The sequence below is a fragment of the Sneathiella sp. HT1-7 genome, from assembly GCF_020731145.1.
Taxonomy (GTDB): domain Bacteria; phylum Pseudomonadota; class Alphaproteobacteria; order Sneathiellales; family Sneathiellaceae; genus Sneathiella.
The window spans coordinates 129,345-154,438 of record NZ_JAJFZN010000002.1; the positions used below are offsets into that span (position 1 = coordinate 129,345).

At 48.5% G+C, this 25,094-nt stretch carries 22 protein-coding genes; 10 read left to right on the forward strand and 12 right to left on the reverse strand.

All coding sequences use genetic code 11. From position 1 onward, the window contains the following. Positions 1–181 precede the first annotated feature (181 nt). Positions 182–859 (reverse strand): hypothetical protein, encoded by a 678-nt coding sequence (locus LKE13_RS05815; protein WP_227949118.1) that lies wholly within the window; start codon positions 857–859, stop codon positions 182–184. A gap of 175 nt (positions 860–1,034) precedes the next feature. Continuing rightward, a complete protein-coding gene (locus LKE13_RS05820; RefSeq protein WP_415776502.1) occupies positions 1,035–1,409 on the reverse strand; it encodes a tyrosine-type recombinase/integrase in 375 nt (124 codons plus the stop codon). A gap of 364 nt (positions 1,410–1,773) precedes the next feature. Here LKE13_RS05820 and LKE13_RS05825 point away from each other — a divergent pair, with 364 nt between their 5' ends. Beyond that, entirely contained in the window at positions 1,774–3,111 is a 1,338-nt protein-coding gene (locus LKE13_RS05825; protein WP_227949120.1) for a dicarboxylate/amino acid:cation symporter, read from the forward strand. Positions 3,112–3,226: 115 nt separating this feature from the next. Here the strand turns inward: LKE13_RS05825 and LKE13_RS05830 are convergent, their stop codons facing one another. The 7 genes from LKE13_RS05830 to LKE13_RS05860 form a co-directional block, all read right to left on the reverse strand. Further along, positions 3,227–3,802 carry a YcbK family protein gene (locus LKE13_RS05830; RefSeq protein WP_227949123.1) on the reverse strand — a complete coding sequence of 192 codons (576 nt, stop codon included), beginning with the start codon at positions 3,800–3,802 and terminating at the stop codon, positions 3,227–3,229. A gap of 83 nt (positions 3,803–3,885) precedes the next feature. After that, positions 3,886–5,490, reverse strand: a complete 1,605-nt coding sequence (locus LKE13_RS05835) for a L,D-transpeptidase family protein (protein ID WP_227949125.1) — start codon at positions 5,488–5,490, stop codon at positions 3,886–3,888. 188 nt (positions 5,491–5,678) lie between these two features. Continuing rightward, on the reverse strand, positions 5,679–6,299 hold the full coding sequence (locus LKE13_RS05840) for an ABC-type transport auxiliary lipoprotein family protein (RefSeq protein ID WP_227949127.1): 621 nt from the start codon (positions 6,297–6,299) through the stop codon (positions 5,679–5,681). Beyond that, complete coding sequence (locus tag LKE13_RS05845) at positions 6,296–7,195, reverse strand: MlaD family protein (RefSeq protein ID WP_227949130.1); 900 nt, start codon at positions 7,193–7,195, stop codon at positions 6,296–6,298. The genes LKE13_RS05840 and LKE13_RS05845 overlap by 4 nt, the downstream gene beginning before the upstream one ends. A gap of 24 nt (positions 7,196–7,219) precedes the next feature. Then, complete coding sequence (locus LKE13_RS05850) at positions 7,220–7,996, reverse strand: ABC transporter ATP-binding protein (RefSeq protein WP_227949132.1); 777 nt, start codon at positions 7,994–7,996, stop codon at positions 7,220–7,222. Positions 7,997–7,998: 2 nt separating this feature from the next. Beyond that, the gene (locus LKE13_RS05855) at positions 7,999–9,159 is read right to left on the reverse strand and encodes an ABC transporter permease (RefSeq protein WP_227949134.1); all 1,161 of its coding nucleotides are present in this window, start codon (positions 9,157–9,159) and stop codon (positions 7,999–8,001) included. Positions 9,160–9,316: 157 nt separating this feature from the next. Continuing rightward, complete coding sequence (locus LKE13_RS05860) at positions 9,317–9,457, reverse strand: hypothetical protein (RefSeq protein ID WP_227949136.1); 141 nt, start codon at positions 9,455–9,457, stop codon at positions 9,317–9,319. A 1,170-nt stretch (positions 9,458–10,627) separates the two neighbouring features. Here LKE13_RS05860 and LKE13_RS05865 point away from each other — a divergent pair. The 8 genes from LKE13_RS05865 to LKE13_RS05900 all read left to right on the forward strand — a co-directional run bounded on the left by LKE13_RS05865 (position 10,628) and on the right by LKE13_RS05900 (position 19,525). Beyond that, a complete protein-coding gene (locus LKE13_RS05865) occupies positions 10,628–12,451 on the forward strand; it encodes a flavin-containing monooxygenase (RefSeq protein WP_227949138.1) in 1,824 nt (607 codons plus the stop codon). 3 nt (positions 12,452–12,454) lie between these two features. Then, entirely contained in the window at positions 12,455–13,285 is an 831-nt protein-coding gene (locus LKE13_RS05870) for an SDR family NAD(P)-dependent oxidoreductase (RefSeq protein WP_227949141.1), read from the forward strand. Between the two features lie 36 nt (positions 13,286–13,321). Next, a complete protein-coding gene (locus LKE13_RS05875) occupies positions 13,322–13,897 on the forward strand; it encodes a carboxymuconolactone decarboxylase family protein (protein ID WP_227949143.1) in 576 nt (191 codons plus the stop codon). A gap of 4 nt (positions 13,898–13,901) precedes the next feature. Beyond that, on the forward strand, positions 13,902–14,933 hold the full coding sequence (locus tag LKE13_RS05880) for an amidohydrolase family protein (protein WP_227949145.1): 1,032 nt from the start codon (positions 13,902–13,904) through the stop codon (positions 14,931–14,933). Between the two features lie 165 nt (positions 14,934–15,098). After that, positions 15,099–16,463 carry an MmgE/PrpD family protein gene (locus LKE13_RS05885; protein ID WP_227949147.1) on the forward strand — a complete coding sequence of 455 codons (1,365 nt, stop codon included), beginning with the start codon at positions 15,099–15,101 and terminating at the stop codon, positions 16,461–16,463. A 485-nt stretch (positions 16,464–16,948) separates the two neighbouring features. Beyond that, positions 16,949–17,752 (forward strand): carboxymuconolactone decarboxylase family protein, encoded by an 804-nt coding sequence (locus tag LKE13_RS05890; protein ID WP_227949149.1) that lies wholly within the window; start codon positions 16,949–16,951, stop codon positions 17,750–17,752. A 40-nt stretch (positions 17,753–17,792) separates the two neighbouring features. Further along, positions 17,793–18,560 carry an SDR family NAD(P)-dependent oxidoreductase gene (locus tag LKE13_RS05895; RefSeq protein WP_227949151.1) on the forward strand — a complete coding sequence of 256 codons (768 nt, stop codon included), beginning with the start codon at positions 17,793–17,795 and terminating at the stop codon, positions 18,558–18,560. A gap of 176 nt (positions 18,561–18,736) precedes the next feature. Beyond that, entirely contained in the window at positions 18,737–19,525 is a 789-nt protein-coding gene (locus LKE13_RS05900) for an acetoacetate decarboxylase family protein (protein WP_227950726.1), read from the forward strand. A 432-nt stretch (positions 19,526–19,957) separates the two neighbouring features. Here the strand turns inward: LKE13_RS05900 and LKE13_RS05905 are convergent, their stop codons facing one another. The 3 genes from LKE13_RS05905 to LKE13_RS05915 all read right to left on the reverse strand — a co-directional run bounded on the left by LKE13_RS05905 (position 19,958) and on the right by LKE13_RS05915 (position 23,432). After that, positions 19,958–20,884, reverse strand: a complete 927-nt coding sequence (locus LKE13_RS05905; protein ID WP_227949153.1) for a LysR family transcriptional regulator — start codon at positions 20,882–20,884, stop codon at positions 19,958–19,960. A 725-nt stretch (positions 20,885–21,609) separates the two neighbouring features. Then, positions 21,610–22,884 carry a TRAP transporter large permease gene (locus tag LKE13_RS05910; protein ID WP_227949156.1) on the reverse strand — a complete coding sequence of 425 codons (1,275 nt, stop codon included), beginning with the start codon at positions 22,882–22,884 and terminating at the stop codon, positions 21,610–21,612. Then, complete coding sequence (locus LKE13_RS05915) at positions 22,881–23,432, reverse strand: TRAP transporter small permease (RefSeq protein ID WP_227949158.1); 552 nt, start codon at positions 23,430–23,432, stop codon at positions 22,881–22,883. Before LKE13_RS05915 ends, LKE13_RS05910 begins: the two co-directional genes overlap by 4 nt. 498 nt (positions 23,433–23,930) lie before the next feature. On the opposite strand from LKE13_RS05915, the gene dctP reads away from it, so the two are divergent. Then, a complete protein-coding gene (gene dctP, locus LKE13_RS05920; RefSeq protein WP_227949160.1) occupies positions 23,931–24,938 on the forward strand; it encodes a TRAP transporter substrate-binding protein DctP in 1,008 nt (335 codons plus the stop codon). Positions 24,939–25,094 lie beyond the last annotated feature (156 nt).

Genomic DNA, 25,094 nt, shown 5'->3' on the forward strand with positions numbered 1-25,094 from the left:
TTGTGCAGGCTGCGAGAAAAAGAACCGGTACGACAAAAAAGCATTTGAAGGAGTATCCTCAAAAAAGTCGTTTGCAAAATAGCAGAGCAACCTATGACGATATTCTCGCAATATATGAACAGGCAAAAAACAAACGAAACGGACTAGCATTGCAACCGTCGTAAAACGTCTCACTGTCATCTCAATTGTACTTGTACACAACTTGCATACCTCTTTCGCCAAATTTCATCCGTATATATGATTTCGACAGAATCCAGAATGTCATTACGACAGCCCATGATTGAACGGAAATGCTAAAGACGAATAGGCTAATACCAATAATGTTGGGTATCCATCCGTCCAGTAATAGGCTTTTCATGGCGGGGTTAATTGAGTAAGTGCCGACATATATTGCAACGCCGATTGAGCTAACTAAAACCGGACCTATTAAAAGACGGATGAATACTTGGGGAAGTAGCTTCAGTTTATTGGTGAATTTCCCTTTCTCTCCTTCAATCTCTCCAGAAATAGCAGATGGGAGTGCCAACCCGAATAGGGAAAACTGAACTAGAAATAGAATACATTCTAGAAAATGCTCAACAAGTACGATAACAGCTACTAAAGCTACGCGGCTAAGGTCACCAGGTAAATCTCGTAAGAAGTATGGAAGGGCTATAAAGAAAGCCAAGCGAGCCAAGTATAGTGGTAGGAAAAGCCCAGCAAATCGAAAATAGAATCGCGCAAAAGGAGCAGCATCGCTTGGATGCTCGTCTGCTTCGGGGCTTAATATACTTACACATGTGCTATAGGCTAAATAGGTCCATAAAGAAAAGTAAGCGACATCGACCCCAATATCATTGAATAAATCGCTCTCGTTCATAAATTTTAGCGAGAAGATTATTAGCGTACCGATGACATAGTATCGGTAGAACTTTCGAAATAATAAGAATGAGCTACGATACATTCAGAATTCTTTGGTCTTAGAGCAGTCCTCAAGATTTGCCCGATAGTATAATCTACCTTATGGCGAAGAGTCAAAAAGGTATCTTCATGGTCTACGCCGCCAGCAGACTACTCTCCATCTTCGCGATCTGCGAAATATCTTCCTCTGGATTGTGAAACAGATGTCCATAGACATCAAAGGTCATGTTGATTGACGAATGACCGAGCAGCACCTGGATCTTCTTGGGCGTCCAACCTTGTTCAATGAATAAGGACGCAGCGGCATGTCGCAGAGAATGAAACCCAAACTTAGGTTTTCCATCAGTATCAACAATATCACAGGCAATCATGAGGGGCTTGAAGATCCGATGATAAATATTTGCATGCCCCTCAACATTGCCTGCGCCGTTGGGAAAGACAAGATTAAGCTCCCCTTTCGGACATCGTGCTTTCCAATCCTTCAACGTGCTGGCAACCAAAGGAGACATCGAAATAGTGCGACTAACCGCACGGCTCTTGGGAACACCGATAACATTATGCCGATCCGCACGTTGCCTGATATGAATGGGACCCTCGGTGAAGTCTACTTGTGCCTAAAAAAGCCCTCTAAGCTCGCTGGAGCGCATTCCCGTGAGCAGGGCAGTGATGACACGCGGGGGTATGACGGGCAGGGGGCTTGGAGATTAGTTCTCTGATTTCATCCTTTGTAGGAATAATCCGTTCCTTCTCATTTCGACTATCGCGTGAGAGATTTCTTCAAGCAAATCATCAATGAAATCCTTTTCCTCTGACGCTGCCTGACATCGCCCAGCTTACTGGTTATACTATTTACAAAACAAGGGATAGGAGCGCATGGCGGTTTCACGATCTTTAATTGGATTGAAAGAAAACCTGACAAGCTTAGTCAGTGGTAAACTTTGGCTTCAAGTAATTGTTGCGATGATCCTAGGAATCGGCTTTGGTGTGCTGATTGGCCCGGCAACCGGGCTTTTCGATAAGAATATCGCTGAAATAATTGCAGGTTGGGTGGCTTTGCCTGGTAGGGTGTTTCTGCTTGCAATCCAGTTTATTATTATCCCTCTTATTGTTGCATCGGTAATTCGGGGAATTGCTGCCGGAGAGGCCACAGAAAACATTGGTCGACTGGGAATAGCCGCAATATTGTTCTTTGTTCTTACTACTATTGCCGCTGTTATAATCGGTATTGGGTTTGCTCTTATCATTGAGCCAGGGGCATATATAGACGGCACACATTTGAAGGCAATTATCCCTGACTCTCTGCCAGATGTTAGCGGAGCTGCCAAGATGGGTCTTCCCACTTTGAAGGAGCTTCCGGAACTGCTAACTGGACTGTTTCCGAAAGACCCATTAGCTACTTTTGTCAGTGGCAATATGCTTCAAACGGTCATCAGCGCCGTCATTATCGGCGTTGCACTCGTGGCTATGCCGTCGAGCCAACGCAAGCCAATACTCGACCTGCTTGGATCCATTCAGTCCGTCTGCATGGTTATTATCGGTTGGGTGCTTAAATTCGTTCCCTATGCAGTGTTTGGGCTGATAGCCAGCATAAGTGCGCGCGTTGGTATATCAACACTTATGGCAACAGCTGTGTATGTGGTAACTGTTCTGGTCGGTTTGCTTGCATTGCTCATAGTCTATTTGGTGATTTTATTAGTTGTTGGTCGTATGAATCCCCTTACTTTTCTAGCAAATTCCAAAGAAGTTGTGTTGTTGGCATTGTCTACGTCCAGTTCGGCTGCCGTCATGCCGCTTACGTTAAGTACAACAGAGGAAAAGCTAGGTGTCCGAACTGGAATTTCCCGCTTCGTAATCCCACTGGGAACAACAATCAACATGGGCGGCACAGCTCTATATCAAGGTGTTGCTACACTTTTCCTTGCGCAGGTGTTCGAAGTGGATATTGGCTTGTCCGGCATGGTCCTAGTTATCGTTATGGCAACGGGCGCATCGATTGGTTCACCAGGCACGCCCGGTGTTGGGATCGTTATTCTGGCAACAATTCTGGAAAGTGTCGGCATCCCTGCTGCAGGTATTGCATTAATTATTGGAGTTGATCGAATTATCGATATGTGCAGGACATCGGCCAATGTCATTGGTGATATGGTTGCAAGCGTGGTTCTTGATCGATTAATGCCCGATCCGGAAAAAGCTGGTAAATTCTCACCGTAAGCGTTGATGTTCAGCCTTGATGTTTATATGGCCTCTTTGCAATGGAACGCGAGGTGCGCTGGAGGAAATAGTTTCCAAGGGCAGCAACGAGCCACCGACAGGCTGTTAGCGGCACTTAAGTCCAGTAACGGACGGGGCCAGTATCAATATGGAGAAACTGGGATTTAGGGTAATATCCCACGCCGCCGCCTTTGAGACTTTTTGCAGCCTTTTGAAGATACTTTAGATCGACGCCCCCAATGCGAAGATCAATCGCCATTCCCTTCATATGGTAACTTTTTTTAGCTACATTACTGCTGTTTTGGCGTAGTGTAGCGTTTGTTTTCGGCGACCTGTAGCCAGAGATAATCTGAGCGGATCTGGAAGCGTCAACTGAATGATGAAGCCGATGAATCAGCAGTAACAGTTTCGGGTCAATCTTGGCTACCTCGTCCGTGCGAAAATCCCGAAGAAGGTAATTTATTTCCCGCAAGCTCTCAGGAACGAATTTACCTTCAACCCAAAAAACAGACTGAAGACGTTCACCTGTGTGCAAGTTGCTCAAAGATAACTTCTTTTCATGCTCTGTGAATTGCGTTGCCGCTTGAGCAATTGAAGGAAGAAAAAATCCCGCTGATACAGCGGCTACTCCATTGCGTAAAAACAGGCGCCGTACACGATGCCTGGATAAAGTCTCCGCCGTATTCTTCATAAACAACGATCCGTCATATTCTGATTATGCTGCTCTAATATACTAGGCTAATTGTGTTAATTTTTTGTCTTTATGGCAAATAATTATTCAACGGTGCCAAGCTTCAAAACATATATCAAATCCGCATCCCGGCCATAAACATCCTTCCAAAGTTGCAGTTGGCCAGCCTCATCCACTGCTGCCGTGAAATAAGTGATATAAACAGGGATTGGGGCAGGTAATTTTATCACCTGCTTTTCGCCAGCCGCCATCACCTCTTGTATGGATTTTACCGTCCATTTGGCCGAGGGTTCCATGAGGAAGTCAGCCAGGGTTAACGGGTCCGCTACGCGAATACACCCTGAAGAAATCGCACGACCTGACTTGTTGAAAAGATTCTTATTTGGCGTATCGTGAAGATAGATGTCATAAGGATTGGTCAGTGTGAACCGGATCTGGCCAAGAGCATTGCTCGGTCCCGGGTTTTGGACAAATTTATAGTTTAGGCGCTCCGGCGATATTATCCGCCAATCGACTCCCTGAGGATCAATTTCTGGGGCATCTTTCTTCCACGACGTGAATACCCGAAAATCCGACGTGAGCAAATAATTCACGTCCGCTTTAATCTTTGGTAACAGGTCTTCGCGGGCAATTTTTACAGGCACCGTCCAGGTTGGGCGGAACTTGATGCTGGTGATTTTGTCATTCAGGATCGGTGTGCGGCGCTTCTGTTGCCCAACAATTACCCGCATGTGCAGTTTTTCGACACCATCGGAAACCGCGGTTAAGTCAAATCCCGGAACATTGACCATTACATAACGGGAGCCGAGGCTCTCAGGTAACTGGCGCAACCTTTCAAGATTGATGGTTATTTTCTGGATAATGCTTGCGGGTGAAACATTCAAAGCGGCATAAGTTTCCGGGCCAATAATGCCGTCCGGCGTTAGCCCATTGCGATTCTGGAACCGCTCGACGGCGACGAAAAGGGCATTATCGAAAACATCATTTGTCTCGTCGTTATCGGCGGGAAAATCCCCTAATATTTTTAACCGGGCCCTGACGTGAGGAACATTGGGGTCGGAGGATCCGAGTTCTAGCTTTTGATCTGTGTTCAAAAGGGGCCATTTCATATCAGCGATTTTACGGTATCGCTCCAGGTATTCCTTCAGGTTTTTGTATTTCAAGCTTTGTGGAGGTAGGCTTTCCAGCCATGCTTGAAAGTCGGCTGTTTGCAGTCCTGTCTTCAATAAAGCGGTGGCATTCGTCGGGTTTGGAATGTCAAAAAGCTCTGGATCCACATAACGTGCAGCCAGACGGCCATCACGTATGTCTGAAATGTAACGCAACAGACCCGTTGTGAAGCTGCGGTCATAGTTCTGTGGCGCCGTTTCTGGTGTCAGGTTTTCGTTTTTGTCATTATTCGAAGGGAGGTAGTCTGACGGTCTGAGCCCTTCCCGGTCTGCATGGCTTAAAAAGTCGACAATAATCTTTCCGCGTGCGGTCAAGCCTGTTGCTGGCGTCCACCAAATTGAATCTTCTCCTAAATCGGCGTAAATTTTATCAACTGCCGCCGGTTCAAACCCGCCCCTAGCCTCATCGGCCATAGCTGGATTATAAAAGGCCCCGGGACATAGCCCCAGCATGACCATTAAAGCCACTGAAGTCAGCCCGCGAACCACCCTGTCGAAAATAAAATATTTACCGCGCATCACTTCCCCTAGGTCGCCTTATACATAATGTACAGTCCTGACATTGCCATAGGTCATTCAGCATGATCCGTATCTTAATCTTAAGCTTAAGCAGAGATAATTTTTATGCATGTTGTTTTGGATTTCTTGTACAACATCTCTTCATGCAGCATTTCGGGCCTCAGTTTCCAGTACCATCGGCGCTTCTTCTAAGGTGTGGCTAATGTCCATTCCACGGTCCTACGCAGGACTTTTCCCATAGCTATATCGAAGGCGAGAATGATCGCGTCCATGTTCGTGGCCGTGCTTAAAACAGCCGCTTCGAAGCTGTCTGATGCGACGATTTCCTGTCGGGAGGGGTCGAACAGTATCGCGTTCAAACGGACCCGAACCAATGGTTCCGCAGTGCCGTGAAAATATTCAGCCTGAAACTCCCGGAGTTCGCCTTTTAGTATGTAATTGGGCTGTAAACTAATTGCGTCTCGTCCGACCGTGGCGATGTGACCACTATTTGTAAAGCTTTCAATCAATAGCGTTTGGATCATTAGCGGGGTTCGCTCTGTCCAGCTTGCATCGGCAAAGTATTTCAACTCCGTTGGTTTAGGGTGCAACGCAATACGTTTACTGTTGAGCCCGCCCGTAGCAATCGGTTCTTCGATTACGAGTTTCCAGTTGACATGCGGCAGATTATTGGAAAACGTGCTTTTAGGGGTTAAGTTGTAAAGATTCACCACGCCTTTCTCTCCGGAAATCGAAATGGTTCCGCACCCGGCTAAAACAATTAGTAACGTCGCAACGATAATTGATATGGAGTATTTTGGTTTCATCATTTTGCCTTGAACTCTGCGTCCCGCTCGCCGAACAGAAACCCGGATGGATCGTTTTCAATACGGTCTGTAATGCGAGTCATTATCGCGACCAGTTTCCGGGATTCAGCAAGAAAATTCCTAAATTCTACAACAGCCGCCTTACCATCATTCTCGATCAGATTATCGACGTCAGTCAGAGTATCGTGAGCGACAGAAAGACTAGCTTCCAAATCTTGAACTAGTGGTTTCGTTTCGCTTGCAATCTGCCGAATTAGACGGGCAGATTCACCAACATCAGCACTAGTGCGATCCAATGAACTAATAATATTTTCGATCTTATCTGTGCGTGAGGAAATACTTTCCATGATCCGGGCTACATCCACGAGTATCTCCGTCGCAAGTCGCTGGTTCTCTGAATTCAGGAGATTGGACGCCCGGTCAGCCAACTCCTTGCTGCTGGCAATCAGATCGGGTGCTCCAAGAGCCAGTTTTTCAAGTTGCGACGGTTCGGAGGGGATAACAGGGTACTGCCTGTCTCTGTCCGCAGTCAAAATTTCGGCACCTATTTGTGCGCCATCGATGTTAATATAGGAAACGCCGGTTATTCCCTGTAACTCCAGCCGCGCGTGGTCACCCTTTCGGATGGGTACTGCGGCGTCTATTTCGACCAGCACCCTTATACGTTCGGGATTTTCAGGATCAATACTAATATGTTTTACCGAGCCGACGTTGATACCGCGATATCTTACGTCCGCGGCTGGCGATAGGCCGCTAACTGAGTTTTCAAAGTATATTTCGTAGAATGTCGTTTCCTGATCAAACTCCACCTTTGCAAGCCAAGCGACAAATGCGAACAAAGAGAGCATGCTGATCAGGACAAAGCTTCCAACAAGAATATGTTTTGCCTTGAGTTCCATCGTTCCCCCGTTTATGTCGATGCGTTATCGCCCTGGTTTTAATAACCCGGCGGACCGCGCCCGTGGTCCATGGAAATATTCCAAAACCCAAGGGTGGCGTTCGTTCAACATCTGTTGCATATCGCCGATCACGACCACCCGTTTATCCGCAAGAACAGCAATACGGTCGCAGATAGCATTCAAGCTGTCAAGGTCGTGAGTCACCATGAAGACAGTGAAATCAAGGGTCTTGCGTAACCTCCCAATCAAGGCATCGAAGCGTGCGGCTCCAATCGGATCAAGACCCGAGGTTGGTTCATCCAGAAACAATATTTCCGGATCAAGCGCCAAGGCACGTGCCAGGCCAGCGCGCTTGCGCATACCCCCTGATAATTCCGCAGGATAGAGTCTGCCGGCCTCCGGCGGCAGGCCAACCAATCCAATCTTGATCATTGCGATTTCATCCATCAATCGCTGGTTCAGATTCAGATGCTCTTTTAAAGGAACCTGGATATTCTGCGCCACAGTCAATGATGAAAATAATGCGCCGTCCTGAAATAATACGCCCCATCGCGCTTCGAGGGCGGAACGTTCTGGCGGCTCTAGGTCCAATACGCGCTGACCAAGGACCTCAATACATCCCGACCATGGCTTTTTCAGACCGATGATGCAGTGAAGCAAGACCGACTTTCCCGTACCGGACCCGCCGACGACACCAAGAACTTCTCCCTTGCGGACTTCCAAATTTAGGCCGTCATGGACTAAATGGTCCCCGAACCCCGTATGTAAATCCTCAACCTTGATAACTGCATCGCCCGTCATCCTTACACCCCGGCCAATTGGAAGAAAATGGAGAAAATGGCATCGGCCACGATAACAAGAAAAATGGATTCAACAACGGAACGGGAGGTCATATGACCAACGCTCTCTGCGCTTCCGCCAACCTGGAAGCCTTCATAACAACCAACCAAAGCAATTATCACAGCGAAGAAAGGCGCCTTGATAATACCGATCCAAAAACTCCACAAAGAAACTGCGTCACTAAGTCTTTCGATGAATTGATCTGGCCTTATGTCAAGAACGATCCAAGTCATCAGTCCGCCGCCAAGCAATCCAATCATGTCGGCGAAAAACGCTAATAGTGGCATGGCCAACACCAATGCCAACAATCTTGGGAGCACGAGTACTTCGATGGGATCCAGGCCAAGAGTGCGCATGGCGTCGATTTCTTCGTTCACCTTCATTGCGCCGATTTGCGCGGTGAAGGCGCTGGCCGACCGTCCTGCAATGACAATGGCAGCAAGCAAGATGCCTATCTCGCGCAGGATTGAGACAGCAATCAGATTGACCACGAACACTTCGGCCCCGAATTGCTTCATCTGGCTGGCGCCCTGATAAGCGATAACAACGCCGATGAGGAAGGAAATCAAGCCGACGATAGGAAGCGCATTTAGCCCAACCTTTTCCATGTGATGGATCATCGGAACGATGCGAAGGCGAGCCGGGTGCGACACGCTGCGTGATAGGGTCAGTATAACGAGACCAAAAAAACCGAGGAAATCGCGAGCCCGGGCCAGGGCATCCAGAGTCATTTCGCCGGTGTGCGCGACCCATTCTAACAGTTGGTTCGCATGCGGAAGGGGAGGAGGAGATTGATCATTGGCCGCAACTTCGTCCAAAAGAATACCGTATTCAGGCTTCATACCCTCGAGTATTACCTCTGCACCACCAGATTCTAGACTTTTACGCGTGCGATGGATTAGCCAGGCTCCAGCCGTGTCTAACCTCTCTAACCCTGAAAGATTGAAAATGAACTTGGTGCTGGCGCCGTCATGGATAACCATAAGCTCCTTGTCCAGCCGTTCGGCCTCGCTGATAGTCCAACAGCCCCCAAGTTCTATCATCCCACCATTATTGAACTTTACCCAAGCGGGATTACGCTGTGTTTGATGAGCCGTCGTGGTACTGGTGCTTTCCTCTGCCATCACCACTTTCCCCTCTGACAACGCTTTTGGGTCTAGATTTTAAAGTCCGTTTAATAACGGGCGAGGTACAAACTAACGATTTAGGCGGATTTTATCCAGTATTTCCGGCAATGGCCTCCAATTCACAGCCGGTCAGACCAGGTAGAATCAGATAAGGCTAGCCCATGAAGTAGAAGCCGAAAGACATCATCAGTCCGATGATAATGAACAGAGCGGCATAACTAACACTGGCCGCAGTATTGGCTTTCAGGTCCGACCGGCCGGCAGTGAACCACTTCCAGACATCCTTAGTGCCCACTTCGCCTACCAGAGCCATCTCTTTAAGTAGAAAGTGGACATTCTTAGGTCCGTGATGCGGTCGCTGATTTTTTTTCGGATCTTATGCCCGAAATGAAACGGGACGATTTTAGCGAGCATAGAAAAATTTGGCTCGAAGGAATTTAGTAAGTAGTTCTTGTTACTTAATCTCAATGGTTCGCCTGTGATCTCTTGGCGGTAGTTTCAGCGCTCTGTCTGTATATAAATCTGTATGTTTATCTAATTTCTGAATTAACTACCCTGCCTACTTTTGTCGGATCGAAAGCGGCAAATTTCAGCCAGAAGTTATCTTGCTTCTTGCCTTCAACTCGAATGCTGTCCTTCGGGAAATGACATCTATTCTGCTGTTGATCTTTGCGTTCAGCGAAAGTGTCCTGCCCGCAAAGGAGTCATTCTCGAGCCTCCAACTCCGGTTTACTGTTTTTGGAAAGACTAGCAGTTTGGATACCGGGTACGATGGCCATAGCATTTCTAATTGACATGAATAAAAGGCACTTTGGATTTTTTGAAATCATCCAACAGTTCTATTCTGTAAAAGATCGCCCAAATATTGTGCCAAGGAATGACCCTTGGGAAGGGTTGGTTAATTCAACTTTTGATCGAACCATTGATTATTGCCACTCAACATTTTTACAAAGTGCCGATAGTTCACATTCGGGCGCAGCGCGCTTTCATCGATACCGTTCACATTGTAACGATCTTCGAAAAAAGTCTCGAAGAGGAATAAAGATTCCTGTTTCGGTAGTTCGCCGAATGTTTCGGCAAGTCGGATATTATGGGTTCCAAGGCCGGGGAATGCCGCAACTTTGTCGGCTTGCTGCTAAGTCCAGACAGCGTATTCAGGGCCTCCACCCTCCTGAGATCTCATCCTTAAAGCCAAAACCAGTGATTTCTGATGATCATTCTTCGAGGCGAGATTTAGCATGGAACCGACATAATTTTGAACGCGAGCCACCTGAAATCAGTTGTTCTGGCCAGGGTTCTTCAAACGAACTTGTCATGAAGCCGTTTCCGAACAATCAAAGCCACTGCTAAAAATTAAGTAAAAAAATCTATAGTTGTGCGTGTGCGAGTATAAGTTTGCCACCACGAAATACGGCAAACTTATTGCCAAGTCATGCCGCTAAGTACGGCGAGAGGAGTTTCAAGGATGAACACAGATAGTAGCGATGAAATGAGTAGAAATTCCAATTGTGTAAAGGCTTGGTTGGCCAATTTTGAGCGAAGTCTTTTGGCATCGGACGGGGAGAATCTTAGAACTCTATTTTCTGAAAACAGCCATTGGAAGGACCTTTTGGCTTTCACCTGGAGCATCACACCGCATGACAGCCAATCGGCAATCATAGATAACTTAATCGCCCTTCAACCCGAAGTGCAGGCCAGTAACTTTTGCCTCGATGAAGACCGGACACCTCCGCGCCGCGTCAAAAGATTAGGCATAGATTCAATTGAAGCCATTTTTTCTTTCCAAACAAGAGCGGGGCGAGGGCATGGCCTCCTCCGACTGTTAGCCGAAAATCCCGAACAAGCTTGGGTTTTTACGACTTCGCTTGAGGAAATCAAAGGGCACGAGGAGCCCATTGGCGCGAGGCGTCCTGATGGATCGTCCTATTCGCGGATGTTTGGGGGGAGCAATTGGAGTGACAACCGCAAGCAAGAAATTACTTTCGAAGGGCGCGAACCTGAAGTGTTGATTATCGGTGGGGGACAGGCGGGTCTGAGCGTTGCCGCGCGCCTGCGGCTTCTTGGAGTAAGTGCGTTAGTAGTAGATCGCAATCCGCGAGTCGGAGATGTGTGGCGTAATCGCTATCGCTCGCTCGCACTGCACAACAAGATCGGCCTTAACCATATGGCATATCTTCCGTTTCCGCCGAATTGGCCTGAATTCCTGCCAAAGGACATGATCGCAAATTGGCTGGAAACATACTCCTGGGCCATGGAGTGTAATGTATGGACCGGCACCACGTTTCTAGGTGCAGAATACAACGAGAAGAGCTCCGAATGGAGCGCGCGAGTACGTACTGAAGATGGAAAAGAAAGGCTTTTGCGACCGCAGCACATCGTGTTTGCGAACGGCATTGCCGGCAGGCCTATAATCCCTGAGTTTAAAGGCCTTCAGGATTTTTCTGGGACTCTAATACATACCCATGAATTCGACGACGGTTCAGCTTGGGCGGGCAAAAAAGCGGTTGTCATTGGCACAGGAACTAGCGGTCACGACGTGGCGCAGGATCTGCAAAGCCACGGTGCCGATGTGAAGCTGGTCCAACGCGGATCAACTACGGTCGCCAGCATCAAGGCCGCCGGTTTAGTACACTCCGTTTATTACAATGAGAATCTGCCGCTGGAAGACGCCGATCTGGTCGGCACGTCTAGTACTTATCCGCTACTCATTCGCGGCCATCAGCTCTCAGCTGAGAAAATGAAGGAAATAGATGCAGACATGATCGCAGGGCTAAAGGCTCGCGGCTTTCGCATAGATTACGGTGAAGACGAAACGGGTCACCAGATGAAATTCCGCCGTCGACACGGTGGCTACTATCTCGATTGCGGATGCAGTAATCTGATTATTGAAGAAAAGATCGGTTTACTTCAATTTGAGGACGTGGATTGCTTTGTACCACAGGGTATACGTATGAAGGACGGCAGTCTGATAGAGGCGGATCTAATTGTTTCCGCGACGGGTTACCAGAACCAGCAGGAAGTCGTTCGCGAACTATTGGGTGACGGGGTCGCTGACAAAATTGGTCGCATTTGGGGCATTGCCGATGACGGAGAATTGGCGAATATGTACCGGGCAACTGCACAGCAGGGGTTGTGGTTTATTGGAGGCGGTTTCTCACATGCGCGCATATACTCACATTATATTGCCCTGCGGATTAAGGCTGATCAACTGGGCCTTGTAAATGACAGCAACGAGAAATCGTCGAGGTCGCAGAGCACACGCCATCAGTCAACACAGGGAGCAGCTTGAGCAATGTTACGATTAGATGGGAAAATAGCTTTCATAACCGGAGCTGGCTCTGTAGGCGAGGGCTGGGGAAATGGCAAGGCGACAGCAGTGCTCATGGCTCGTCAGGGGGCGCAAGTCTTTGGAGTTGATTTAGACAAAAAGGCTTTGGAGGAGACCGCGGAGCGCATGAGGGCAGAAGGCCTAGAAGATTCATGGGCATCCTTTACTTGTGATATGACTGACAATAAGCAAGTTAAGGCTGCATTTGAGTCGTGCTTGGCACGGTTTGGTCGCCTAGATATTCTCGTCAATAATGTTGGCGGCAGTGCGCCGGGCAATCCTGTTTCAATGAGTGAAGAAGTTTGGCATCGTCAGATCGATCTCAATCTCACCTCCTGTTTTCTCGCCTGCAAGCATGCGCTACCTACAATGGTTTCCCAGTTTGAGAATGAAGGCAAGGGCGGAGCAATTGTTAATTTGTCCAGCATTGGCTCAATGACTTATCAGGTTGGGGGGCGGGTAAGTGCGGCTTATGCAGCATCCAAGGCAGGGGTGGTCGCATTCGGCCGTTCGACCGCAATAGCTTATGTGAAGCAGGGGATACGGGTGAATACCGTCGTTCCAGGCGTCATGCATACGCCGCTCGTTGAAAACCGACTTGTCGCTCAACTCGGTGCCGGAGATGCTAAATTCCTGATTGCAGCGCGCAATGCCAGCGTTCCCATGGGTCGGATGGGGGATGCATGGGATGTCGCCAACGCCGTACTTTTCTTGGCTAGCGATGAGGCGCGCTACATTACCGCAACGGAGATCGTAGTCGATGGTGGTATGACCGCCGCAAGGCCGAGCCAATGAGCGTCAATGGTTCCGTTTACATAGGAGAAATATAATATGGCAAGAATTCAGCCATTGGCTCAAGATGAGTTAAGTGCCGAACAGCTTAACGCTTGCCGAGAAGTGCAATCGGGTCCACGCGGCAAGGTTCCCACACCGATGACCGCCTGGCTTCGGAATGCAGAGCTCGCTCGACGGGGCCAGAAGCTAGGCGAATTGCTGCGGTTCGACACTGGGCTCGACGCGGCACTCACTGAAATTGCGATACTGACCTGCGCCAGGCACTGGACGTCTCATCATGAATGGACTGCTCACAAAAAACTTGCGCTCCAAGCAGGGGTGCCAAGCGGCGTGATTGCAGACATTGCTGCAGGCCGCCAGCCCAACTTTGGCGATGAGAAGCAAGAGATGATTCACAAACTCTCTGCTACAATCTTAAAAAAGGGCAAGCTCGCCCAGCCACTTTATGACGAAGGAATGGCAATGTTCGGTGAACGCTGTCTTGTAGAGCTTACTGCCATCCTAGGCTATTACTGTCTCGTCTCCCTGACGCTAAACGTATTCGAGCTGGGCTTGCCTGAGAATGTTGCATCTGAATTGAATGACACAGTTTCTGATCAGGAGGCACCATGAGGGCATGGAAAAGAAGCAACTTCACAAAAAAATGCTAGGGGATATTGAACATTTGGAAAATGACCAGCTTCTCGATCCGTCGCAGCCCATCGTTGACGCTCATCATCATTTGTATGACCGTAAAGACTTGCGCTACCTGTTACCAGAATTCCATACGGATCTGAAGACTGGCCACAATATAATAGCTACGGTATTCGTGCAGGCGAGAAGCATGTACCGCGAGACGGGTCCTGAGCATTTGCGATCAGTGGGTGAAACAGAGTTTGCCGTAGCCATCGCCGATCAATGTGCACGCGACACAGAGATAAAGACATCTGTTTGCGATGCCATAGTCGGCTACGCTGATTTGCAGCTCGGTAAGAGGGTCGCGGAGGTTCTCGAAGCCCATATCCAATCAGGTAAAGGGCGCTTTCGAGGTATCCGACATATCGTTGCGTGGGACGCCGACAAATCGCTACTTAATCCGGCTTATCCTACTTCACGCGATATGATGGATAGTGCAGAATTTCGGGCAGGATTTACCGAACTGGCGCGTGCGGGCTTAAGTTTTGATGCTTGGCTCTTCTTCCATCAACTTGATGATTTGGTGAAACTGGCGCGTGCCTTTCCGGATACCTCTATAATAGTCAACCACTGCGGGGGCATTCTCGGCATTGGCAAATACACTAATCGTCACCCTGAGGTATTCGCCCAATGGAAGAAAGCCATCGTTGAACTCTCTGGATGCGATAATGTTTCTATGAAGATTGGTGGTTTCGGGCTGGAGCTCACTGGGTTCAGCCGTCAACAAGATGGAAATGCTAGTGCACGAGAGTTGGCGCGCGGATGGAAGCCATGGGTTGAAACCTGTATTGAAGCATTTGGGACTTCGCGTTGCATGTTCGAAAGTAACTTTCCTGCAGATCGAGCTTGGATTAGCTATGATAAGGTCTGGAATTCCATGAAATGGCTCACAGCTGATGCCAGCGCGGACGAAAAAAACGATCTTTTCTGGCGTAGTGCGTCGTGTCTATACGGATTGCAGGTCGCAACCTAAACAGGCAATTAATGCTCCGCGAAAAATTGCCGGCCGTAAACCGGCAGGAATTACATAAAGTTACTGATGTCGAATTGTGTTGTAGGCTAGGTGGCGGACCGTATTATTCTGAAATTGTGTACTCGCTCCGACTACGAGTAATATGTTAAGATGGAAGGAAACAAGTTGACCATTAGCTCAGAATTGGCGCGTTTTTCACATGAAACGTCATTTTCCCAAGTGCCCCCGGATGTGCTTCAGAAAACCAAACTAATGGTACTTGATACGATCGGGGTTTGCCTTTCATCGAGCCAGTTCGAATTCGGTCGGGATACGATCAAACTTGCCAAGGAGTGGGAAATACAAGGCGGAGCTTCACTGATTGGATCGTCGCTTAAGGTTGCGCCGCACCACGCTGCGCTTGTCAACGGTATTCTCGGCCATGGACAAGACTATGACGACACGCACACGGAGTCCGTAGTTCATCCATCCAGTGCGCTTGTACCTGCCATGCTCGCGTGCGCAGAGCGTGATCAGATTGACGGCCAACGTGCACTGCTGGCATTAGTGATCGCTGTTGAAGTATCGATCCGTCTTGCAATGCCAGCGCTAAACAGATTTCATCTCAGAGGCTTCCACACAACTTCCGTCGCCTGTACGTTCGGCTCAGCCATCCTGTCGTCGCACACTAGGAACGCCAGTCTTGAGGCTTATGAAGAAGCGTTCGGCATATGCGGCAGTTTTGCCTCCGGTCTCCTTGAATGCGTTCCGGCACGGAGTTCTGCCAAGCGCCTACACGCCGGCTGGGCTGGCGTATGTGGCATAATGGCGAGCGATTTTGCTAAAATAGGGTTTACGGGTCCGACCAGCGTTATCGAGGGACACCTCGGTCTTTATAATTCAATTCTCAGGGGCGAGCAGTACGATCTGGCGAGTATCCTTGATGGTATTGGCCAACACTGGGAACTCTTAGATACGCGAGCAAAGCTTTACCCCTGCTGTCACTATCTGCAATCATTTATAGAGTGTGCCGCGGCTTTACGGCGCTCCGAAGACTTCAGCGTGGACAATATTGTTTCAATTGATTGCCAGGTGACGGAGGGCTCGGTGAATATGATCTGTAAGCCATGGGATCTTAAGACCGCACCTATCACTGGCTATGACGCGCGTTTCAGCCTGCCCTATGCCGTTTGCATTATGCTTTACAAAGGCAAGGCTGGCGCTGCGGAGTTTGATGCCAACGAGTGGACACATGAACCCATACGCGATCTCATGTCTAAAGTTTCGTATAAGGTGAATCCAGATTATTCGGTGAAAGACATGCCGGGTTCTGTGAAAATCACTATGTCGGATGGTCGTGTTTTGGCACATGAGCTCCCAAAAGTTCGCGGTGACCGCGACCAGCCATTTTCAGAAGATGAGATTATAGAGAAATTCCTCGGTTGCACTGAACATTTGGGTGAAAGCCAAGCCATGCGCTTAGTCGATGCAGTGCTGTCGATGGAAAAACTGGAGGATGTGGGTGTCCTTGTAAACGCCGGGGTTTCCTAAAACGCAATCCCTTTCAATACCGAGCTTTGAAGCAATGCCGATGTTGAGAAATCAACTAGTACTCGCTAACTGACGAATAAAGTTCATATTTGGCCCTGCGTATCATGCCGTTGCCATTAGACGCGATGACATTTGCTTGAATTTGAACTCCCCTGACTTCGCGGCTTCAAGCCAGGGCTGCTTACTCCAAACCATATAGTAAAGGGTCATCACCACTGCTCTTCATAAGAGGGGTAGCTAAGCGCGCGCTGATGCAGAAGGCTTCAATACTTATTGTGTCCCCTGAAAAGACGCCGTCACTCAAAAATGGACCAAAGCTCGATTAAATCTCGGGGCACTTCTAGTTGGAAATCAACACGCAGGCCGCCGTGAAACTACATAGTAATTGATGACCGAAAATGTACTTATGCGCCGCACGCAAAAGTTCTTGCCATTTGACATGCCTGCAGTAGCGAGCCGTCCGTGCTAATCTGAAGGAGTGCGTATTGGGTCGTGTTTCTAAAAACAATCAACCAATTTCATTCGTACCCAAACCAGAGAAAAGCGAGAACGCGATGCCTAAAGGTGAGACGTTAGATCTCAATAATGCTATTGGAGATCCCAATATAGTCAAAAAACTAAGGGAAAAAGCTCCCTCCAATCATGGAGCCGCTGAAGATTTTTGGCAAAGCGCAATGGACGCTCCGTTACTTTCGCACCGGTTGAAGGAGCTTGTGCTGCTCGGCGTTCATGCCTCCGCATCGTCAGTCAACGAAACAGCCATTAAGCGCCATATTCGTCGCGCCTGTTCAGCTGGTGCAAGCGAAGAAGATGTGATCGATGTGTTGATCTCTATCGTTGGGCAGGCCAATCATGCGCTCTATTTTTCGGGATCTATATTGGTCGACGAACTTCAAGCATATTCTGCGTCCGATGACGTTCTTCCCGATATGCGGGAAGATATGGCGGCGATTAAAAAGGATTTTGTAGAGAAGCGAGGATTCTGGCATTCGGATAGGGAAACCCTTGCCCGTTTAATGCCGGATTACTTTATGGCTCAGTCGACGCTTTCGGTTGCGCCATGGCAATCGGGAAGCTTAACGCCGCGTGAACGGGAACTAATCTTTATCGCCATAGATTCTTCAGCCTCCCACAACTACGAAGCTGGATTAAGGCTTCATATTCGAAACGCACTCAAAGCAGGAGCACATCGCGACGAGATCATCGAAGTCATGCATCTCGTCGCTCTAATGGGGCTCGAGGGTTATTTAATTGGAGGCACTGAGTTGCTCGGTAAGGGCGACGACTGAGTGTCTTCTATTTGATATTTTGGACAAAGAGAGGGGCGAAATGGGAAACGGACTAGCAGTTGTTTTTGGGGGTGCAAATGGCATCGGAGCCGCGGCCGGCCGATTGATGGCAAAGCGCGGGTGGGATGTCGCTATTGTCGACATTGTGGAGGATCGCACGAAGGTCGTAGCAGAGGAAGTCGGAGGCAAGGGATATGTCTGTGATATCGGTGATCTCCAGGCTATAGAGGCTACAGCAGAGGCAATCACGCGTGCACAAGGGCTTGCTTCTGTACTTGTCAATTGTGCAGCCATTTTGCAGGAACAGAAAACGCTCGACGACTTTCCGCAAGAACTCTTCCAGAGGATATTACAAGTCAACATTCAGGGTACTTTTAACACTTGCCGCGTATTTGGGAGTGCCATGGCGCAGCAAGGTAAAGGCAGCATCGTCAACATCGCGTCGATCACAGCTCATGTTTCGTCGCCTTTATTCGCTTATGGCCCGAGCAAGGCTGCGCTTGTTAACCTATCGAAATCTTTTGCAGCGCAATGGGGTCGGTCAGGGGTGAGGGTTAATACGATCTCTCCTGGCATGGTGCTGGTGGACCGAGTCAAAGCGCGCCCGCCGGGACGCTATGCGACCAATCCAGACGATTTCATGGCACTTGGGCGACGGATTGAGCCAGAGGAAATTGCCGAAAGCATCGAGTTTCTGGCGTCTGATCGTGCGTCGGCAATTACCGGGATTGATCTTGTGGTCGATGCAGGGTTTTTTGTGTCAAACCCTTGGGGAATGTATGGCGGGATTCCGAAATCGCAATCATAAGTCGAAAGTTGCGGACCGGAGACATTTTGATCTAACGAGGTGCCAATCACTCTTAGAACATCCGTTCCTTAGAACCTTACCAGATGGCCTTTCTGCTAATCGAGAGCACGAATGCCATATTTAAACAGGAGTATTAAAAAATGCCAGATAACGTACTAAAAAAGCCTATGTACCGAATGCCCGTTTCCTTTGGACCAACGCCCGGACCAAGACAAGGACCGGATGGGAAGCCCTTTGCCAATCTTTCGGAGTCAAGGAGGCGCACAATCGAGGTAACTTTTCGTTCAGATGCGAAGCAGTTAGAATCATTGTTACCGCCTGGGTTCGTTCTAGACGGAGAGTCATTGGTAACACTCGAATACCAATACCTAACCAATCTTGCCTGGCTAGCAGGGAGGGGGTATAATATCTTGTCAGTCAAGATCCCAACGGTGTTTCAAGGAAAGACTAAGAAAGTACGCGGCCCCTTTTTGGCCGTCCTTTGGGAAAACTCTCCAGACGCAATCCTCTCGGGAAGAGAAGAACTGGGCTTTAGCAAGCTTTATTGCGAACTACCACCCGTACGAAGATTTGAGGGACAAGAACATTACGTTGCGTCTTGGGAGGGGCACGAGTTTTTCCACATGAACGTCAAGCCAATTGAAGAGATGGACACCTCTACGCTCAGCGCTCCGAAAGCGGATGGTGTTTTGCATTACAAGTACATGCCTCGCACCGGCGAATGGGGAACAGAAGAGATTGCATATGCCGCAATTACTCCCGTCACAACCGGCCACGTACAGGTAAAGAAGAAATGGCGGTGTGATGGAGCCGCATCATTTAGTAAAGCGAGCTGGGAACAGCTTCCGACATTACATCACATCGTTAACAAACTTGCTGACTTAAAGAATTTTGGCGTTGTTTCATCAACGATTACAGAAACTGCCGGGACTACAGATCTCTCTGAACAAAAGATCGTTGACTAGCAACTGTCTTCATCAGCGGGCAGGTGATGCTCACATTCGTCTTGATGTACAAAGCGGGTTTACAATCGTCGCAAGTTTTTGGGTCGCGGCGACAACGATGGCTTTGTATGCCTTGCCAGCGTAAGGTAAACGGTCAGTGACGTATTTGAAACATCACCTGCCATATCGCAGCCTTTCGATCAGAGGAAATGGGTATATTGATAACCTTGATTAAACGGCCGCGGGTATACAGGCAAGATGCTGGCTGTTCCTGTATAAACAAGAGGACAGGGCCCATGGTCCTGAGCTTGTGTCGCTGGTTGAGCTAAACGCCCCTACATCTCGAAACGCTTAGATAGGCAAACATAGCTGCATCATAGGGGATAGAAAACCAATAACGTGCCGAAACTTTGCTGTTTTAGCTTTTTGTCTGTTTTCACAGTGGTTCGTCAATTAGGAACTACGATCTATTACTTTAAGCTTGTTATGGCTGAATAAGGATACTAGGAAATCAACAAAAGCTCGAGTCTTCGGGGGTACCAGCTGTCCGTGGGGAAAGACAGCATACAGAGCAGTATCTTGCTCGGTAGGTTTAACCTCGAAATCCTGCAATACAACACGCAGATCTCCTTGCTCGATCGCTCGTTTAACCACCCACTCTGGCACCACTGCGATCCCAACGCCGTGTAGCGCAGCTTTCATCAGTGCGGTGCTGTGATCGGTCTTCAGATTACCGGAAACGTCGACTTTGATAACCTCAGAACCTTTAATAAATCGCCATGTACTTTCATAATTGGTCGCCGAGTAGACCAGACAGTTGTGCGATTTGAGGTCAGTAGGGTGTACTGGCTCTCCGTGTTCCCGAAAATAGTCAGGGCTGCTACATACGACTCGATTGCTAGAGCTCAGTTGGCGCGCAATAATATTTGAGTCTTCCAGTTTACCTAACCAAACAGCTACATCTATTTGGTTCTTAACAAGGTCGATCTGTTCGTCATTTAGTTCAATATCGATCCTCAGGTCGGGGTTGCCATCTAAGAATTTGGAAATCTGTGGAATAATCACTTCTGTAGCTATCGAAGTGCGAAGCTGGACTTTCAAAACCCCTTTAATTTCACTTTGATATGCTGATGCGTAACTATTTATATTGTCTAGTTTGCGCACTATTTCGACCATACGATTATGGTACATTTGTCCAACTTCAGTCATGCTTTGAGCGCGTGTCGTTCGATTTAGCAACCGCACCCCGAGATTTTTCTCCAGGGCGTCTATGTGTCTTGCAATCGAGCTCGCAGTCGTGTTCTGCTGTCTGGCAACAGATGAGAAGCTGCCAGACTCCACAACCCTAAGAAACGTACGAATACTGGTTAATTCATCCAATGTTGTCTTCCTTGTTGTCTGAACTTCTGGACTTTCAAGGGTTTAAAATGTCGCATTTACTGATCTTTCTGTTCAGCTCACAGTATGGATGAGTTTTAAAAAATTGAACAACCCATCGTCTCTGAGCGGACCTAAAGGTAACGTATTGCCAACATGCGTTCCATCAGAATTCATCTTTGGCAAATTCTTTTAATTCAGAATATTCATGAGGTTAATTGGATTGACCGGTAATCTTAAATCAAGCTTTTAAACTATCGTATGAATTGGGTGAATGAAAGGATATGTTTCCCATAGCGGTTGAACGGGGTCACCTCGTGATTACTCTTGGTTGCTGGTGGGCGCTCGCATTTTTGAATTAGGGTTTGTTGCTCATTGTTTTGACCGAGGTGATGGCATGCGTTATTAATCTCGAAAGCGCTGACGTAGTGGTCAATCGATGAACGCGCCACTAAAGGTCTGCATCACGATGCCGAGCATAGAAAATGCGTAATTGGCAAGCCTAATGAAGCTTGGATAAGAGTAATTATCTCAGTTGAACCGCCCGATCTAGCCATCAGCTGCAACGTTTAATCGAGCAGTATTTTCCAACCGAAATGGCCGACATCTCAGCTAGGCGATGTGATGCGAGAATTTGGCGCATCGTGAGCTTTGCCTAGAAACGCCGGCCAGAAGAACCAATTTCGCACGCACCGTCAGGCGACACTTTGGTTTTGGCAATATCTACATCAGGTTAACCAGAGTGTTAGGATCGGGAAGGCAATGAGCAATCCGAGGGTAACGAACTCAGCAAGCAGGAAGGGAATTATCCCCTTAAAACTCGAATAGAGATTAGTACGGGTGACCGATGAGGTGACAAAGACCACGAGACCTAACGGTGGTGAGACGAGGCCGATCTCTGTCGTCTTGATCATGATCACGCCCCACCAGATTGGGTCAAAGCCGAGACCGACCATCAACGGTGTCGAAATCGGCGCGGTCAGGATTAGAACAGCCGCCTGATCCATGAACATGCCAAGGATCAAATAGATAAGAACGACGATCAGCATGACTACGGTTGGTGTCATGCCGCTTTCGGCAATCCAGCCCAATAGTGTATTCGTAATGTGTGTAATAGAGATGAAATATCCCACGACATGGGAGCTAACAATGATCAGCATGATCATTGAGGTGATCCGTAATGTGCCGCTTACTGCCGCTGCAAAGTCTTTGCGGCCCATACGGCGAGACATGATTGAAAGAACTAAAGCTCCGGCAGCGCCGATTGCGGAGATCTCGGTCGGCGTTGCCACGCCACTGTACAACCCGCCTAATACGATGAAGATGAGTAAAATCATTGGCCAGACTGTGCCGCCATGCTGCTCTGTTGCGACGCGCTTTTCGTCGCTCGCATCAGGGCCAAGCTTTGGCTTTAGCTTGAGCGTGATAGAAATTGTCACGATATAACCCAATGCTGTCAGCAACCCGGGTATGATGCCGGCGATGAATAGTTTCCCGATAGAGGTCTCGGTTATGATGCCGTAGATTACAAAGGACACCGAAGGTGGGATCATGATTGCCAGCGTTCCAGCAATGGAAATCGTACCCACCGCAAACGACGGCGCATACCCAGCTTTCATCATCGCAGGAAATGACGCGCGGGCAAGGCTTGCTGCTGAAGCGGTGCTGCTACCGGTGGCGGCGGCATGGATGGCACCAGCCACGATGCAGGCCATGGCCAGACCGCCGCGTACTCGGCGGAGCATCCGGTTGCATGCCATTAGCAAGTCGGTCGCGACGCCGCCGCAGGAGAGAAACTCTGCCATCAGAATAAACATGGGAATCGTAAGCAGTACCGAATTGGCAAGCGTCTCATGCATGACTTTTCCCATGATCGCCTGAAGCACACCCATAGGAACTATCATGTTGAGGCTTACGAAGCCGGCTATTCCCAATGCAAAACCAATAGGAACGGCGAGCACCATCATTATTAGTAGCAAAGCCACGCCAATAGCAAAAGTCATTCGGGATACTCCTCTGCTGTATGCTCGACGATAAGGTCTTCCGATGCGGCGAATACGCTTAACAGCAGACGAAGGCTCAGTAGGCCGCAACCGATTGGCACCCAGATCCATGACAAGTGCACTGGCCAGTCGATAACATCCATCTCTACGAGCCCCTTGGAGTAGATTTCGTACCAGTTCTGACCGGACATCCAGGCAAGGTCGGCGCAGAACATACTACTGACTAACAGCCCGACGCGTAGCAGTAGGTTACCCACATTTTGCGGAATGACATGTAGGAGAAACGTGATCCGGATAAAGCCGCCTGTGCGGAAGCCCCAGGCCAGAGGCAAGCAGACAAGGCCAACCAGCAAATATTGTTCAGTCAGGAAATAATTGAAACTGAGCGGTCTGTTGATCGTGTATCTCAGCAGCGCGTCGAACGTTGTGATGATCATTGCCGCCAACATCATCGCTGCACCAATGATCGCAGCGCCATTCTCAAGTGGACGCAATATCCGGTCCAGCAGTTTGAATGTCGCTTTTCTGCGTGGTGTTTCTCGTTCCAAACTTTGTTACCCCCCCTCAGCTTCGCATTGCGTGCAGTAATTTGACTGCACTTAAGTCGAAATCTTTTTTTGTTGAAATGTAACTAATCCTATAGCATCAGAATTGTCTATAACTTAAGAAACCTCGCTGGTGGCTTGGCTGCTTGTCGCAATTCGGGTTCAGGGTTCACAAGTTTAGTAAGCCTTGGAGAGAGGAAAAGAAAAACACTAAAAAAATTTCTTATAATTACCATTGACTTAGAGGCATGATGTATCCCTTTTCAGTTCTCAGAAGAGACCACTGTTTTGCGCCGCCACTTTTGAATTCAGACGCTAAGAAAGGCCGATCATGCGCTCAACGCAAAACTCCTACACGCTTACGGGTATTGTCAGGAATTATTCTGCAGTTAGCATTCGAACGGTCTAAAAACTTAAAAAAAACTTCGATCGTGTCTTTGTTACATAAACCTAGGCAGGTTCTGGGTTCGCTAGATTTACAAATCTTAGGGAGAATAAAACATGTCAATAAAATTACTTGTAAATACTATGGTCTTAGGATCGTGCCTCTTTGCTTCGGCGGCTACAGCAGAGACCATTGTGCTAGCATCAGGCTTGCCCCCGAAGCACTTTCAATCGATTCAGGGCTCTGAGGCTTTGATGGAGTGCGTTACAAAAGGGACGAATGGTGAAGTGACCTTCAATTATTTCCCCTCAGGCGAGCTTGTGAAGCGCGACAGCATGGTGACAGGTATTAACCAAGGTCTTGCTCAGATCGCAGTATCAAGTGTACCAGACGAAGTTGCGTATATCCCTTTACAGGGCCTTTTGACGCTTCCTGGTCTGACGGGTTCTGCTGTAGAAGCAGTGGTCGGTTGGCGCAAGGCTCTTGATAAAAACGGTGTAATGGCAGAAGAATTTACTCGCCAAAACGTAATGCCGCTATTGCTTTCGCCACTCGCGCCGTATCAAATTATGGCAAATGAGCAGCTCGACGATCCCTCGAAATGGGATGGGTTGAAGATCCGCGCTACCGGTTCGTCGCTGTCTGTTTTGGTTAACTCAATCGGGGGAGTTGCCGTACAGATGCCCGCGACCGAAATTTATGTTGCGCTCCAGCGCGGTACAGTGGACGCGACGATCCTTTCCTTTACTAGCCTAGTAGGCTATTCCCTTCAGGAAGTGCTTTCCTATTATTCTACGAATGCAAGCTTTGGCACCTCGGCATCAATGTGGGGGATGGACTTGAAATATTTCAACGGTCTTCCCGCGGATCAGCAAAAGGTCATTAAGGAATGCGGGCGCTCGATTGAATTGTCGATGGCTGCTCTTATCGACTCAAACGAGAAAAAGATTGCAAAGGATTTGGCTGCGCAAGGACAGGTAGTCTTTGAACTGACCCCTGAACAACTCGCCATGTTTGCGGAGCAGATGGTCTCGGTTGAGGCTGATTTTCTCAAACGACTGAATGATCGCGGACTGCCGGCAGCAGAAGCGCTGAGCGAATACAAAGCCGCTTTGGGAAAGTAAACATTCAGTAAGTCCAATTATTGCGCGGGCCGGTCACCTTGTCCGGCCCGTACTTCCTACTAGGTCGAACGGCCATAACGCGAACTAGGTATGGTGTTCTCCACCTATTTTTCCTAGCTATATTAATCCTATATTCTTGGACCAGCCGGTTATACG